At 41.2% G+C, this 15,217-nt stretch carries 14 protein-coding genes; 2 read left to right on the forward strand and 12 right to left on the reverse strand.

Annotated features, from left to right (window positions below; genetic code table 11):
- Window positions 1-47: 47 nt before the first annotated feature.
- The 11 genes from L6494_RS23405 to L6494_RS23455 form a co-directional block, all read right to left on the reverse strand.
- Window positions 48-833 carry an HAD family hydrolase gene (locus tag L6494_RS23405; RefSeq protein ID WP_237990125.1) on the reverse strand — a complete coding sequence of 262 codons (786 nt, stop codon included), beginning with the start codon at window positions 831-833 and terminating at the stop codon, window positions 48-50.
- A gap of 136 nt (window positions 834-969) precedes the next feature.
- Window positions 970-1,119, reverse strand: coding sequence for a hypothetical protein (locus L6494_RS23410; protein ID WP_237990126.1), 150 nt, complete (start codon window positions 1,117-1,119; stop codon window positions 970-972).
- A 76-nt stretch (window positions 1,120-1,195) separates the two neighbouring features.
- The gene (locus L6494_RS23415) at window positions 1,196-2,044 is read right to left on the reverse strand and encodes a metal ABC transporter permease (RefSeq protein ID WP_237990127.1); all 849 of its coding nucleotides are present in this window, start codon (window positions 2,042-2,044) and stop codon (window positions 1,196-1,198) included.
- 94 nt (window positions 2,045-2,138) lie between these two features.
- On the reverse strand, window positions 2,139-2,510 hold the full coding sequence (locus L6494_RS23420) for a hypothetical protein (RefSeq protein ID WP_237990128.1): 372 nt from the start codon (window positions 2,508-2,510) through the stop codon (window positions 2,139-2,141).
- Window positions 2,511-2,586: 76 nt separating this feature from the next.
- Entirely contained in the window at window positions 2,587-4,323 is a 1,737-nt protein-coding gene (locus L6494_RS23425; RefSeq protein WP_237990129.1) for a vWA domain-containing protein, read from the reverse strand.
- A gap of 5 nt (window positions 4,324-4,328) precedes the next feature.
- Window positions 4,329-4,982: a hypothetical protein gene (locus L6494_RS23430; RefSeq protein WP_237990130.1), complete on the reverse strand. Its 654-nt coding sequence runs from the start codon at window positions 4,980-4,982 to the stop codon at window positions 4,329-4,331.
- A gap of 68 nt (window positions 4,983-5,050) precedes the next feature.
- Window positions 5,051-5,758, reverse strand: a complete 708-nt coding sequence (locus tag L6494_RS23435) for a response regulator (RefSeq protein WP_237990131.1) — start codon at window positions 5,756-5,758, stop codon at window positions 5,051-5,053.
- 183 nt (window positions 5,759-5,941) lie between these two features.
- Window positions 5,942-6,829 (reverse strand): DUF2207 domain-containing protein, encoded by an 888-nt coding sequence (locus tag L6494_RS23440; protein ID WP_237990132.1) that lies wholly within the window; start codon window positions 6,827-6,829, stop codon window positions 5,942-5,944.
- A gap of 284 nt (window positions 6,830-7,113) precedes the next feature.
- Entirely contained in the window at window positions 7,114-9,792 is a 2,679-nt protein-coding gene (locus L6494_RS23445) for an ABC transporter substrate-binding protein (protein WP_237990133.1), read from the reverse strand.
- Window positions 9,793-9,882: 90 nt separating this feature from the next.
- The gene (locus L6494_RS23450) at window positions 9,883-10,980 is read right to left on the reverse strand and encodes a DUF1822 family protein (RefSeq protein WP_237990134.1); all 1,098 of its coding nucleotides are present in this window, start codon (window positions 10,978-10,980) and stop codon (window positions 9,883-9,885) included.
- A 36-nt stretch (window positions 10,981-11,016) separates the two neighbouring features.
- Window positions 11,017-11,742 (reverse strand): hypothetical protein, encoded by a 726-nt coding sequence (locus L6494_RS23455; protein ID WP_237990135.1) that lies wholly within the window; start codon window positions 11,740-11,742, stop codon window positions 11,017-11,019.
- Window positions 11,743-11,965: 223 nt separating this feature from the next.
- On the opposite strand from L6494_RS23455, the gene L6494_RS23460 reads away from it, so the two are divergent.
- Window positions 11,966-12,214: a hypothetical protein gene (locus L6494_RS23460; protein WP_237990136.1), complete on the forward strand. Its 249-nt coding sequence runs from the start codon at window positions 11,966-11,968 to the stop codon at window positions 12,212-12,214.
- Window positions 12,214-12,657, forward strand: coding sequence for a type II toxin-antitoxin system VapC family toxin (locus L6494_RS23465; protein WP_237990137.1), 444 nt, complete (start codon window positions 12,214-12,216; stop codon window positions 12,655-12,657). The genes L6494_RS23460 and L6494_RS23465 overlap by 1 nt, the downstream gene beginning before the upstream one ends.
- A 111-nt stretch (window positions 12,658-12,768) precedes the next feature.
- Here the strand turns inward: L6494_RS23465 and L6494_RS23470 are convergent, their stop codons facing one another.
- Window positions 12,769-14,964 carry a bifunctional serine/threonine-protein kinase/formylglycine-generating enzyme family protein gene (locus L6494_RS23470; RefSeq protein WP_237990138.1) on the reverse strand — a complete coding sequence of 732 codons (2,196 nt, stop codon included), beginning with the start codon at window positions 14,962-14,964 and terminating at the stop codon, window positions 12,769-12,771.
- Window positions 14,965-15,217: the final 253 nt, after the last annotated feature.

Here is a 15,217-nt window from a genome sequence, read left to right on the forward strand (position 1 = left end):
GTCACCTGTCCCCTGTCACCTGTCACCTGTCCCCTGTCCCCTAATTATCACAGCCACCCAGAAAAATCTTTAGCAAATTGAGACAGGGATAATAATTTAATTCGGGAATTGTCTTGGGCAGCTTTTCTTTCTGGTTGCGTATTATAACCCCAATCTCCTAGGAAAAGCTTGACATCCTTTAGGTCTGTTTGCTGTTGGACTAATTCCAATGTCTTGAGTCTGTCTTCTATAAACCACAAATTACCGGGTTGAATATCCGCGCCTGTAATCAATTCGCGCAGGGTTTCGTATTTGGGACGCTTGATTTCTTTGCCGAAAATGGCTGTTGGTGGTAAGTCTACCCCTTCTCGTTGCAATAACTGCTGTACAAAGCGTCCTTCTTTGGTGGTGACAATATATAGCTTGACTTCACTATCAATAGTCACTTTTAGTTTTTCCACCACCCCAGGATAAAATTTATGCAAACTCAGCCAACCGTCTAAATCTGTAGCAATCCATTCATCCCGTAGGCTGTCTAGTTTGATCGCAATTTCTTTTGACTGTAGCTTGTCGGTTGACAAAATTTGTGGGGTAATATTTGCCCATTCCTGAAGAATCTTGTCTTCTGGAATGTCATCTATTAAGGCTTTAATTAACACTGGCATTTCCCAACCTGTTTCAATTACAGGTCGGAGGCGATAGAATCTTAATGCTAAATCGTCTGGTGGTGTATCGTTAGCAGGCGACCAAATTTGACAGTAAGCACGCCATGCTACCTCAAAATATTCAATTAGTCCATCGCAAATCACACCATCAAAGTCTAAAGCTAAAATTTTCGGACTACTCGCTGTCATGGTTTTGAGGGTTAAAACTGCTTTTGTCAGCTTAACTGATGCTGTCGATATTTTTTGTATAAAAATATCTGAATATCTCAATATTTTAATAAAACTGACGCATTCGCAACGAAAATAAAAGCTTTGTGTTACTTCTCTAAGAGGGTGTTTGAAAAGTCTGTTTCTTTGTCATGTTGTAGCTTGCTTCTCCGCAGGAGTATGCAGCGTAGCGGAATGTTCGCTGAAAGCGTTCCCGTTCGCGGTAGCGTTGCGTAGCAAAGGGTAACATCTGGTGTATGTGCCACAAAGCCTAGATTCTTCCTTACGCTCCGCTCCAGTCATGATTGAATAATCATCTTGCCAAAGTAACTGCATAAAACATTTCATTCTTTTTGGTTACTAGTAGGAATTAAAACGCCATGTTTGGGACTAAATAATAAAGCCAACAGAAATAATCCTGACACTACTAAGACAATGGCTGGGCCAGAGGGCAAATTATAAAAGTAGCTGAGATACATACCACTAATACTAGAAATCACACCAATCACTGCACCCAAAATCATGACTTCATGTAAACGTTTCACTAATAGATAAGCCGTTGCTCCTGGTGTAATTAATAGTGATAGGACTAAAATTACACCTACAGCTTTCATGCTGGCGACAATAGTTAACGAAATCAACAGCATCAAGCCAAAGTTAAGTCGATTGACTGGTAAACCTGCGGCTTGCGCTCCCAAGGGGTCAAAGGTGTAAAATAGTAGTTCTTTATATAACAAAACAATTACTATTAAAACAATGGCGGCAATGATAGCTGTGTGGCGCACTTCATCTACAGTTACCCCCAGAATATTGCCGAAAAGAAAGTGATTCAGGTCAATTTTATTGTCTTTTTGAATAATAGTAATTAAAGTAATGCCTAGGGCAAAGAATGCCGAGAAAACTATCCCCATTGCGGCATCTTCTTTAATAGGCGATCGCGTCCTAATCCAAGTTATAGCTACCGTACTCAACACTCCAGCAATAAACGCGCCAATAAAAATATTTGCCCCCAGCATAAAAGCGATCGCCAATCCTGGTAAAACTGAGTGACTGATCGCATCACCCAACAGTGCTAATCTCTGCACCATCAAGTAACTACCCACAACAGCACATAGTAAACCCACCAAAATCGCAATGACTAGCGATCGCTGCATAAAACCATACTGCAACGGCTCAATTAAAGCGTCTAACATAGATGAATCTCAGCTTTTTACCTATTTTCAATGGTAGCTTTATTTGCACTAGCGAGAAACAGGGGACAGATGACAGGGGACAGGTGACAGGTGATTATTGCGGACACTGTAACAGTTGTGCTTGGGGATAGTTTTTTCGTAGTTGCATTTGCCTTTGTAACTGCGCTTGTCCGTAGGTTGGTGACTGTTGTAATACTTCAGGCTTGGGTGGAATTGACAATCTATCTTCTCCTAGACTGCTGAACAAAATCACAGATTGCAATTGCAACTGGCGTTGTTGATGTTGCTGATAGAGTTTGGTATAAGTCTGAACAACCTGCTGCCATTCTGTTGCCGGACAATAGCTGCGATCAATCAGTAGTGTAATAGAGGGAACTGCAAACAACCAACTGATTAACAATCCGGTGAGCAAAAAAACTAACCAACTGAGTCCTAAAGTTTTAAGTAGTTGCATATTGAGATTCATTTTTTTAATTCGTAATATCTTTCACTAAGAAAACATCTTCCCCAATCCCCAGTCCCCAGTCCCCAATCCCCAGTCCCTAAAGATTAGTCTGAAACAAGTCTTTGAGCAGAACTTGAACTTTTTCGGGTGTACCTTGGTAAACGCTACCTTCCCGAATGGCGGCGATCGCTTCTAATTCCTCTTGATTAACTTCACCGTAGGCGATGGGATAAACTCTCACTCCACTGTGCTTAATCACATCCTGAATTTGTGCAAACTCAATTCCCTTGGTGCTTTGTCCATCCGTCAGCAGTAAGGCGTAGAATCGCCCGTTGGGATCGGTTTTGCGTTTTTCCATCAAATCTGCTAAACCAACGGCTAGTCCGTCATAGAGGGCTGTATTACCATCAGGTTGCAGTTGGTCTATGGCTGCAAATAATCGTTTTTGTTCTAACTCGTTGAAGGGAGCAAGAGCAATTCGGCGAACAGGGCGATCGCTAAATGTAATTAACCCAATCTGATTACCCCGGTTGATTTGTTTGCTAGCAAATCGTAAGGCTTCCTGAACTGCTTTCAGGCGGTTATCGTTCTCCATTGAACCACTTGTATCTACAATCAGTTCCATGTATACAGTCCGTCCGCCATCCTTGCGTTGTTTCCAGAATGACTGGACTGCTTTTAAAACTTCCCCTGATGGTATGGGTGGAAATTTACTGCGCTTGAGATATTCTGTTTGTTCATATCCCTGTTGTTTGGCTAATTCTTGCATGGGTGCAGAGGTGGCGAAGCTAGCAAATTGCTTTAAGGCTGCTTGTTTCGATGCACTATTCCAATCAAATCCTACTAATGGTGAATTTTCAGGATTACCGAAGGGAATGTAAGCCAGTTTTGCAAATTCCGGCTGTTTCTTTAAGTTGACATAGCTTTGGTAAGCCATGACGATCGCTTGAAACTTTTGGGAATCACGTAGCCAAATTTGCTTTAAGTCTAAGTATGTAGGTGTTGTCAGGCTGATTTGTTTTTGGAAGCTGCTAAAAGCTGAAGTTACTTGAGGCTCATTTAGTTCAGCGATAGTCAATGGTTTACCATCTTGAGCATGACCGGCTGAACGCCATAGTAAAGTGTGCAGAAAATTTAAGGCTGATGAGGCGATATAAGGATTGGAATAACCAACTTGAATTTTACCTGAGAGAATAGCATCCATCAGCCGATCAAATGTCACCTCTCCACCTTGAGCTAATTCCTTATAGGCTTGGGGTTGAATAGCAAAAATGGCTTGGTTGGGGACTAAAGCCGGTGCGATCGCTTGTAAGGATAATCCTTCGGCTTTGAGTAGTTCCAACCACATAGCAGTTGCTGGGGTGTAGCCTGCGGGTTTCCCTTTTCTGGCTGCTAAAATCTGTGCGCCTAATCCTGACGGAATATTCCGAATCCCGACTTGAATCACTTGTCCAGATGGAAGTTTTTGACGTTGTTGATTAAATTTTTCGGCGACATCAACTAACCAATGTTCATCCTCTCGTTCTCCATTGGCTTTTTCTGCTGAACTATAGATTTCCACATACACAATATTTGAATCACTGCTAGGCTTTGCACCATACAGAGGAAAGGTGTTTGGATCAGGTACAGAATCAGCCACCGGAGGAATCACGACAGTATAGGACGTGGTATCAGATACAAGTTGTGAATCTACTATAATGTTTGGTAAAAGCTGTTCCCGCAGATAGCGATCGCTACTTTCAAAAGAATCTATATTTATTGGTATAGTACAAGCACACAACAAGCTGAGGCATAGTCCAATTACTAGCCCAAATTGAAAACGTAATTTTTTCATGTGATTTAGTCCCTTAAAATTCCTCTAGTGTTTTCAGCAATCAGTGTTTGCAGTCGTGTTGAGATCACACCAGAATTAGTTAGTGCAGGTTGTCCCAAATTGTCCAGTGCTATTTGGTCGTGCAATTCTTGAAGTTGATCATGGGTGTGCTGAAGTCGGCTCAGACTGCTTTGCAACTGTTGTTTTGCTAATTCTCGATAATGTGATGTTTGGACTTTTTCAGTGACTTGCAAAGCCTTTACTAGTCGGTCAAGCAAATCTAAAACGGTGTGCAAGGTTTCTAGCAAGTCTGGAGTAAAAGTTGATTCCTGTTGAGAAATTTGGATAGTAAGCTGCTGAATCGTTAAAGTCTGTTGTCGAACTGATCGCCACAGAGATTCACAAGCATGAGGAATCTGGTTATCCAAGTAACTGATATGACCAAGAAATACATCTAATTGCAGTAAATTTGCTGAATTTGCCAAAGTGCGGCTTTTTTGGCGTTGGAGTTGCATATACCAAGATGCGATCGCCAAAACAACAATCACTGCACCGCTAAATATCACAATCAAACGCATTCCTAACCACAAAACAAAGCCCAGATAACCGATTAATACCCCAGTTATTAATAATTGAGTTTGAGACAGTTGGAAAATTTTACGCCGAGATTTATTTATCATGAATAGATTACCTCGTGCATGATTTGAGAAAATAAGTTTGTAGTAAGGACTTTAGTCCTTAGTATGAACTAATCAATTAAGCCTGCTTCTCTGGCGCGAATTTTAGTCATGATTCTGATGTTTTTTCCTTGAGTTCTTAATTCATCACAATCAATACCCAAGGCTAATTGCAATGTATCCCAGTGGTTACGGACTGTGCGTTCAGATACACAAATATGTGCAGCAATCGCTTTATCTTGCAATCCTTCATTAAAGGCTAGGCTGAGTAACTTTAATATCTCTGGTTTAACGTTTAATTCCTCATAAATATTTGGATATATATAGATATCTGTAATTTCTTTGATACAGGTAAATCCCCTTAATGCCCCATTTATTCTGGAGAGCATTTCTTGATTAGTAATATTTTTATCAGCAATCACAAAGCCCCCTTTATGAGTATCAATTGCAGGTTTAATTTGCACTAGTCTTTTCACATAAGAGCTTTGGACAAGAATATTCACATTAGGATATGTGTGCATTACCTGTTGTAATAATTCTAGACCTATACGAGTCTGTGCTATTTTTCCAGGCTGTTCTGGTAAACAAATATCCATAATGATGAGGTTAGGCTGCAAATTCGAGATTTTATTCAGCGCATCATTAGCTGTTTGAGCCAGGCTAATTTTTGTATCAGGATAATAATTTTTGATGAGTTCATTCGTTCCAGTCAGACAGATATCAGAACCATCAACTAAAACAATTTGCAGAGATGTAGTTTTTGCCAAAGATTGGTTCATATTGTTATACCTGGATTATGAATTGGGACAAATTATTGGTGTGTAGAAACTATGCAAATTTTCTACTTACATTCTGAGTTCTCCTGATAGCAAAGGGCGTTGATATAAATGATTAAAGATAGTGATACAAAACGCCTTTGATTTACAACCAGTAATTCTTAAATGCCTAAAGCATTTATTGAGTTAATCACCACCACCACCACCACCGCCATCACCACCACCGCCACCGTCACCACAGCCACCGTCACCACCACCACCATCACTATACCCTCCAACTTCGTCACTACTACTGTTGTATTCGTAAGTAACACTAACGCTCTTACGAGAGAATAAGATACGGTAGACAATTAACAAGAGAATTGCCCACAAAATCCACTTCAATAAATCATCTTCAGATTGTGAACTTTGCCATATAGGGGTTTTTAGCTCAGTACCTGTGCTATCAAAAGTCACCTGAATTTCTAAATATTCTCCTGGTTCAATGGCTGTTTCAGCAACCGCCTCAATAGTTTTTGAGTTCACTTTGCGGATATTTGTAGATATGCCAAAGCTTTGGAAATCTTTGATATTAGCAGCAAATTGTTCAGGGAGTTCTACTCGAACTTTTGCCTGTTTGATAGGGGCTTTCCGTCCAGAAAAAATAGCTTTCCAATATACTTGAGCATCGTTATCATCTACGTTTAACCCACCAACAACACGATATTTCAATACGAAAGTATGGCTTTCTGGTGCTTTGAGTTGATGCTTCCAACGAATCCAACGTTGATTATTTTCTGTACCTGTTTCGCTGGGTAATAATCGACCATTTTCTGTGACTGATATTTCAGTAATCTTGTCTACTTTATCCAGAGGAATATAGCGGGAGCGTTGATTGTTATATTTTCCTGTAAATGTATATTTTTGTGTTTCGGTGACTAGCATATCACCGTTAGTTTGCACGGCGATATCAACATTTATAAACTCCCAATAGAAAGGTACTGATTGGGCTTGAGCTTGATGAAAAGAAAATGTGAGGCTGAAAATGAGTGTGATAGAAAATAGGAATAGTCTTTGCATTAGTTGACGACACATCAGGAATTACTCCATATCTAAAATTCAAAATGCTCTTACCCTTCTGAGGGAATATCGTCCGCTAAAGTAAAAATTGTTGGATTTGTTATGTAACTTTACAATTAAGTTTATAGGATTTCTACTTGATTTTTGAACAGATGCGTAGGGTGTGTTAGCGACAGCGTAACGCACCTACTACCAAGGCCTTTGGTGCGTTACGGCTTACGCCTAACACACCCTACATATACTTAGATTTTTTCAGAAATAAAATCGGATTCCTATATAAAACGGTATGATTTGATAAATTACTTTTTAGGACAAGGAACATCTTTCACGAGAGCAAACTTCAACTGATCATTTACACTCACGATCGCCCGCGTGGTAAATTCTGCGCGATCGCCCCTTGCATCAAAACTAATCTTTAAACCATCAATAATCTTACTAGATGCGGCTGTCTCAGGCCTGATACCTGTTTCAGACAATTTCTGTCGAATTTCTTGCCGATTCACAGGTAAATTTGATAACTTAATCGCCTGTAATACTGCTTGCACAGATTCATATGCTAGGGCTGTACGTCGATTTAAATCACCACCCCAGTATTCATTTATCTCTTTTCTAAAATTTTCTGCCCCACACTGATTGGGATGCCAATCAACTGCAAGGAATAAGCTATTTACTGTGGTAACTTTAGCCTTATCAATGACTTCTTGCAGATACAGAGGATTTGCCCCTAAAATTGGTTTTTTCCCGTTGTTTAATTTGATAATCTCAACCGCTTTTTGCAATGCTGTACTATTGTTAGTCCCTCCATCGGGCAATATTGCTAGAGCATCTGCATCTCTAACTTCTAGTGGCAATTTAGTAATATCAAACTTGGCATCAGATAAGTCAACCTCAGCAATTATACTTCCATTAAAGGCTCTAAGAACCTGCTTAAATTGCTCAAATAAATCCTTACTAAACTCCTCTTGAGAGTTGTAAAAAACAACCACTTTTGGCTGAGGCTTTTTGAGATCATCCACTAAATACTGCACTAAACTATAGGCTTCTACCCGACTTGATGAAACGGTACGGTAGAAGACTTTGTTAGGATCATAGCAATCTGGATTTGATTGGAAATTAACTACGGTACTCGTAGGAGAAATCACCACCAGATCCTTTGGAGAATAAACCTTCAAGGCTGCACAGGTATTGGGAGAGGTGTAGTGTCCCACAACAGCCAGAACTTTGGCATTGTTTGAGAGTATTTCTGCAATTCTCCGCGCTTGGGCAGGTTTATTGCTATCGTTAGCAATAATGACTCGTAAATTCAACCCATCTTTAACTGCTACATCTTGGGCTTGAGCAACTCCAAAGAGGATATCTAATCCAAAGTTAAAATTTAATGGTGCAGCAACAGCAATGGTGTAAATTGGCAAATTGGGGTTTTGGGTACGCCGCAGATTTACAAGAGCATTGTTACGATAAATCAGAATTTCTGGATCTTGTAGTGCTGCTAAAGCTGTTTGACTGAAACCCTGAGCAGATTTATTTAATTTGGCTTGATTACGCAGGTTATCAAAAATCCCTACTGCATCGCCATATCTACCTTCAGCAAATGCTGTAATACCTTGCTGTTTTAATGAAAGATATGGCTCACTCAGTCGAACTCTGCTATCAGCAATTGGCTGTTTACCATAACTGATGAATTTTTCTACATCATCAGCAATTTGCTCTGGTTGGGTGCAGGTTGAGGGAAAAATTTGACAGCGATTGATGGTAATTGGGATAGATACAGCCATGATTCCAGCCAAAGTAGCCAACCCCAGCATGAGCCGAGAACGAGACAGGAAAAATGATGATTTAGGGTTTTGGGGAGTTTTATCAGGCCAAACAAACTCCGGTTGAATGGGATTCAGACAAACGGCGGGTAGCCAGGAAGCAGCCGGAAAAGTCCCTTGTACAGATTCTAGGCGATCGCGCGCTTCACGCACTGCCAAACACAGAGGTTTACCTTGAGAGAATTCCCGCAAAAAGTAGAGCAAGAATTGATAAGCAATCCTATCCGGTACAGGTTCGCGCATGACGATGACAGCCGGCACGTTCAATTTTGCCAAAAAATCGGCAATTTTTAACCCATCACAAGAATTGAAGATGGCTAACTTTAAACCTTTCGTGACGGCTTTTGTTAAACTTTTATGTAACGCATCTAAGGGTAAAAATTTGCCATCACTAATTTGAATCTGTCCACTTTTACCCTCACTAGAACTATGTCCAGCAAAAAACAAGATATCCCAATCTTGATCAAATAACAGATGAGAAATCTTTTCTTCACTTGGCTCTGATTGCTTAACAATTTGCGCTCCACGTTGTTCTAGAAGTGTTAAAGCGGCTACATCTTGTTCTAATTGCAAACCATCCTGAGAACTGCCAAAAATCGCTAAAACTCTGACTGGTGCTTTAAAAGTGGGGACTTGCTCACGAAATCCGGTGAATAAAGCAAACTCAGCATTGGGAAGCTTAGTAAATAAATCCCAGATATGCCAGGGTAGTCTGCGGAGTATTTCATTTTGGTTATCATCTTGTGTAGGACATCTAATAATAATGGGGACAGATTGATCAGTGCTGACTCTGGTATTAGCCTGAATGCGATCGCGCAAACTCCTAAACGCGCTATCTTCAAACCATCTTCTACAATAGTTCTGTAAATCTTCCGTTCTTTGTCTCCAGGTTTCCAGATTAGCTACATTCGTTACCTGTGCTGGAACTGCTTGTAGTTGACGACTGTTTTTTAATGATGTTTTTTTCCATTCGTGATACAACTGCGGCATTTCTGATGCGGCCGGAATATTGGGTAAATCATCATCATCTTGAATAGTGCGACCATCTTCTAAAATCTGAAGCTTCACAGAGAAGCCGTCAGCAAAGCTACCGCTACTAATCTCCAACACAACGGCGACGTTTTCAGGTATTTGAGGTCTAGGTCTAGCAGAGGATGGCAGCATAAACGACCAAGGGGGAATATCTGGAAGTAAAGAGTTTATTCTAGATAAGCATGATTGAGCAAAACTCCGCAATGATCAGCTAATGATCAGTTAAACCATAAAATCTTCGGTAAAGCTAGCATCATCAAGAACAACACGGACACTGAAGTGATCGCCTCTGTCCGCCGTAAACTTGAATTGGATATAATCATCTTGCTGGCGGGATTCCACTTCAAAAAATTGATTCCCGATTTCATCCAGCCCGATGAGCCGCAAACCTGGCGGTAGGGGAGACATTTTTTCTAGGGGATACACCCGCAACAAAATTAACATCCTGCCATCTGACTTAGGCAAAATCCCTACCATCAGCACTACAGAATGCCCAATCAGATAAATTCCTAAATCTTTAGCACTGATGACTGGGCAAACTGGATGTTGTGGATTTAGCCCCCACAGCAATTCCGCAGATTGCCAGCGAATTTCATCATCTTGAGTAGTTTGGATGAGATTTACCAAAGCTTCCTGGGGATTTAAGTGCAGGGGAACGGTTTGCACCAAATTAGAAGATTCTCGGCGATAGAGTTGTTCAACCTGTTGGCGGATGGGGTCATTACCTCGTTGCGGCTGTGGGTCACAAAATCGGACGACGGAAGTTTTCATCATGTTCAGCAAGTCTTGTGGGGCTTGCCAATCTGATTCAAAAGTGCGCTTGAGCCAATGGCTGAGTTGCACTATTGGTTCTGGTTGCGGTTCTGAAGTCAAGCACTCCAGCAAGTTATCAAGGGATTGAAAATAACTGCGCGGTAGTTCCGATACTGAGACAGATTCGACAAATCCTACAATTTGCCCTTCTTGGTAAGGTTCATCAAGTTCAATCATCACGTAGCCGAGACGTTCTGACCAAACTTCCGGGGGTATATGACATTTGCGATCGCTCCCACGCAAAGCCCGACATTCTAAAAATCCGTTTAAACTGGGAATATACAAGTCTGCAATGTTTTCTAATTGCTGCTCTAGGGGATTCCAGCTATGGCTAGCTGCTAAATCGGTATCAATACCCAACAGTTGCAAACAACGTTGAGTCACCAACACAGCTAAAGTATTACGATAAACTTGTTGCGATCGCGCTTGCGTCGGCTGTTGTTGAGCAAAGTGGTATGCTTGTTGGCGATCGCTTGCGGTAATCAAAATTTTGATTGGTTCAATCATGATTCGTGTCAAAAAACGTTTGCACTTGTCGGAATATTATTTAGACAACAACTGTTTGAAAATAGGGAAACATCGCAGCTTACAAAATCTCCTCAACGCCGATGCTTCGACCCCATACTTTTGAGCCAGAACATCCCAAGAAATATCTCCTGAATCGCGCAACAACTGCAAAATATGAATCAACAAGAACTGACAGTTGACATCAGGATGATTTTGCATTCGACAATTTCTAAACTGCTGCGGATGATTCTGCACTAAATCTAGCCATTCTTGGATAGTTTCATGCCAACGATCAGGCTCTGGCGCAGGCGGATAAATCCAATCACTATTTTCTTCATCAGCAGGCAGATGTAACCGTCTTTTATTGTCCTTCTCTTGGTCGCGAATGACATCCAGAATCCTGAATTTCAGCTTCTGGTTAAACCAAGTAATAAAACTAGCCTTTTCTGGATTATATGCTTGACAAATATCCCTGTTAAACCATTCCCAGGTGCGTGATAAAGCTTCCTCATAGATATCCGGTGATATCTTGCCACCCCCGCACCAAATCAACCTAGAAGACTTCATCATGATCATAATGAACTCCTTGGTTTGATTTGCCCGATTGGGGTCATCAGTTTGACACGCTTGCTCAAACAACCATTGACGCGCCGGAATATCGTTGATGATTTCCCGCAGCTTTGTCGGTTGCTGTAAAAGCTTACTCTTGGCAATGGGATTATTTAAAGCCGCTTGCAGCCAGTCAATTTTCATATTAGACATAGAGATTATCCAGACCCAATTAGTTTAGGTTTGAATCCCATCACAGCACCTACCCTCCTCTGACTCGCCTGAAGGGTTATCAGGGTTGGGAAGCGGGGAATTGGCTATTGTTTACAAAACTTTACGGTTTGTAGTAAGCACTTTAGTGCTTAGAAATTCAGGACTAAAGTCCTGACTACAAACTTAATGTTACAATCAGAGAAGAAATATTGAAGTTAAGTTGATGAGTTTATCACTGCAAAAAATGTTCAGCGAGATTGACAAACTCACACCAGAAGAGCAAGTGACGTTGCTGGAACATTTAGTAGAACGCATGAAAAAGCACTTGATTCCAGCACAAACAAAACGCAAATGGAGCGATTTAAAAGGTATGGCTGCTCATCCACTCTTTGGTGAAGATGCTCAACAGTGGGTTTCTCAAACTAGACGTGAAGGAGATGAACATCGGGAAGATTTGTTAAAAACAGAATAATGAGAATTAGTGAAGCATTGGCAGGGGTTTCTCATATATTCCTTGATACAGCACCAGTTATTTATTTTGTAGAGCGTAATCCACAGTTTTTCTATTTAGTAGAACCAATTTTTGACCGATTGGAAACTGATATTCAAGCCGTGGTATCTCCGATAACATTATCTGAATGTTTAGTGGGTGCTATACGTTCGGGTTTACCGGATTTAGAGCAAGCTTTTATTGATGTATTACTCAGTAATGAAGTTGTTTTTGTAGATACAAGTGCTACGATCGCACAAAATGCTGCAAACATTCGGATGCGTTACAATCTTCAGTTACCCGATGCTTTGCAGATTGCAACTGCTATCTCAAGCGGCTGTGATGCTTTTTTGACTAATGATGCAGCTTTGCAACGAGTCATAGAGTTGAGAATTTTGGTAGTTAGTGAGTTAGAGTTAGGGTAAATTAATCTCTAAATATCCGTATCGCATCCCCAACCAATATTTATAGTTTGGTAGGGTGCGTCAGCATGAATAATTTCTCGGTATAGTTAGGTTCTCTTGCACTGACGCACCCTACATTTTCTGCTGGAGAATCCCCCCGGCGGCACACACAACACGAAAACCACCACGGTTGCCGAGGTTGTCGCGATTAGAGTCGTTGCGAGACGCAGAACGGCAGTTTCCAGGATTGTTGATCCAAGAACCGCCCCGCAGTAAGGCTCTTCCTTGCTTTTGATAAAGATGATTATGATCATCAAACCAAGAACTGCCATCTATTGGCGCACCTTCATAGTTGTTGTGCCAATCATCAAGACACCATTCCCATATACTTCCGTGCATATCGTATAAACCAAAAGGATTTGCAGGAAATTTTCCTACATCAGTTGTTTGTTGGTAACTATTGCCGTAATTCGCTAAGTCCTTGGTAATTGTCTCACCAAAGTAATATGGAGTAGTCGTCCCCGCACGACAAGCATATTCCCATTCCGCTTCACTTGGTAAACAATAAATTCTCCCAGTTTTTTGCGATAGTCTCGCGCAAAATTCTACTGCATCATACCAAGAAACTCTTTCTACAGGGCTGTTAGCACCTTTAAAACAAGATGGTTCGGGATTTAGATCAATATTCACCTTAGTAAAACCAGCAACAGCTTGCCATTGAGCTTGAGTGACGGGAAATTTACCCATGAAAAATGGTTTAACATTAACTTGATGCTCTGGACTTTCAGAATCATATCGTCCTGGTTCATTTTCTGGTGAACCCATGAGAAATTTACCCCCAGGAATCGCCACCATATCTAAAACAACGCCATTACTCAAGTTTTCTCTAAAATACTCAGCGCGTCCCCGAATGCGGTTGATTTCATGTTTCTTTCCCCCTAAACCTAAAAACCCTGAATTTGTAACTGTAATGGTAGCGGTGTCAAATTCAAAGGTTTGAATTTGACTACTGGGGTTAGATTTAGCCTGAGATGCTTCTTGTTGTTGTTTTCGCTGCTGTTGTTGACGTAATCTTTCCGCTTCCTGCTGCTGTCGCTGTAATTCTGCTTGTCGCTGTTGTTGACGTAATCTTTCCGCTTCCTGCTGGTGTTGCTGAGATTTTGACTGTAGTGGTGCAAATACTCTTGCTTCTATCGCTGCAATATCTTCATTCCGTAATCCCAAAGATTGCTGATAGTCTTGTAATTCCTTTTGGGTTCGCTGACTAAAAGGATATTCCTGCTTGACTACATCAATCAATGTCTGCTCATACTCTTGTAACTTACGTTCATACTCCCGATAGGTTTGCAGAACTTGTTCTTGAATTTCTCTCGCTTCCTGTTCAGATAACCCCAACTCAACGCGCCTTGATTCTAATATCCTCAAAGCAATGACAGAAAAATTACCTTCACCCTGCTGGGCGCGACTTGTGACTTCTTGCAGATATAATTCCTTGTTAACCTCAGATAAAACTGTGGGTGGTAATGGTGCTGAGACTGAGATTAAAGCTTGTAATGCTTCTGTGGCGTTAAGATAGCGCATACTGAAGTGATGGCGCACCATTTTAGTTAACACTTCAGCTAAATGATTACTTACCTGCGCTTGATTTTGCCAGATGATTTCCCCTGTTTGCGGGTCTTCTTCTAATTCTGCGGGCAAAACACCGATTAAAGCTTGAATAGCCATTACCCCTAACGCATAAATATCGCTACCAAAACAAGGTTTACCGCGATACTGCTCATAAGACATATAACCAGGCGTGCCAATCACCACGCTAGAATTAACTTCACCTTGGCTATTAATCAATAACGTCCCTAATTCTTTGACTGCGCCGAAGTCTATCAAGATAATCTTCCCATCTTGACGACGCATCAAGTTCTGGGGTTTGATGTCGCGGTGAATTACTCCCTGTTGATGGACAAAGGAGAGGATTTCTAGTGCATCTTGTAAAAGCTTGGTGACATAGCTTTCGCTCAGTCGCTTACCAGGGACGATTTCTCGACTTAAATCTTGTCCTTGGATAAACTCTTGTACTATATATAGATTTTGGTCTTGGTTAAAGTGTGCAAGTAGTTGGGGAATTTGGGGATTTTTTCCCAGCCTTTCGAGGATAGCGGCTTCTTTCTCAAAAAATTCAATAACGCGGCTTTGGGTTTGGTTGGGACGTAGTTGTTTGACAACACATAAGGGTTTACTAGGTTGGTAATTATCCCTAGCCAGATATGTGACAGCAAAACCACCGCCGCCTAGTAACTTGATGATTTCGTAGCGTCCCGCCAGCGTGTTCAAGATGAGTATAAACCCTGATAAGCTTAATTCATCTCAGTGTAATTGTTAAGCGTTAAATCTGACAAGGCGGAATTAAACCAAGTCGTAATTCGTAATGGGCTAACGCCCCGCTCCGCTAACGTAATTGGTAATTCGATAACTGTTTACATGACGCATATCATAGCCCCCTCCTCGCAAGCCTACGGTGTATACACAAGTTATCGAATCACTATCAGTCCTCTGTTTACCCCACCCTAACCCTCCCCTTGGAAAT

It is taken from the genome of Nostoc sp. UHCC 0870, from assembly GCF_022063185.1.
In the GTDB taxonomy this organism is placed as follows: domain Bacteria; phylum Cyanobacteriota; class Cyanobacteriia; order Cyanobacteriales; family Nostocaceae; genus Trichormus.

Bases quoted from the DNA above. Each gene is read 5' to 3' on its own strand.
- L6494_RS23435 (WP_237990131.1), bottom strand. From the start codon at position 5,758: ATGAACCAATCTTTGGCAAAAACTACATCTCTGCAAATTGTTTTAGTT.
- L6494_RS23415 (WP_237990127.1), bottom strand. From the start codon at position 2,044: ATGTTAGACGCTTTAATTGAGCCGTTGCAGTATGGTTTTATGCAGCGA.
- L6494_RS23455 (WP_237990135.1), bottom strand. From the start codon at position 11,742: ATGTCTAATATGAAAATTGACTGGCTGCAAGCGGCTTTAAATAATCCC.
- L6494_RS23450 (WP_237990134.1), bottom strand. From the start codon at position 10,980: ATGATTGAACCAATCAAAATTTTGATTACCGCAAGCGATCGCCAACAA.
- L6494_RS23445 (WP_237990133.1), bottom strand. From the start codon at position 9,792: ATGCTGCCATCCTCTGCTAGACCTAGACCTCAAATACCTGAAAACGTC.
- L6494_RS23460 (WP_237990136.1), top strand. From the start codon at position 11,966: ATGAGTTTATCACTGCAAAAAATGTTCAGCGAGATTGACAAACTCACA.
- L6494_RS23465 (WP_237990137.1), top strand. From the start codon at position 12,214: ATGAGAATTAGTGAAGCATTGGCAGGGGTTTCTCATATATTCCTTGAT.
- L6494_RS23420 (WP_237990128.1), bottom strand. From the start codon at position 2,510: ATGAATCTCAATATGCAACTACTTAAAACTTTAGGACTCAGTTGGTTA.
- L6494_RS23405 (WP_237990125.1), bottom strand. From the start codon at position 833: ATGACAGCGAGTAGTCCGAAAATTTTAGCTTTAGACTTTGATGGTGTG.
- L6494_RS23425 (WP_237990129.1), bottom strand. From the start codon at position 4,323: ATGAAAAAATTACGTTTTCAATTTGGGCTAGTAATTGGACTATGCCTC.
- L6494_RS23440 (WP_237990132.1), bottom strand. From the start codon at position 6,829: ATGTGTCGTCAACTAATGCAAAGACTATTCCTATTTTCTATCACACTC.
- L6494_RS23430 (WP_237990130.1), bottom strand. From the start codon at position 4,982: ATGATAAATAAATCTCGGCGTAAAATTTTCCAACTGTCTCAAACTCAA.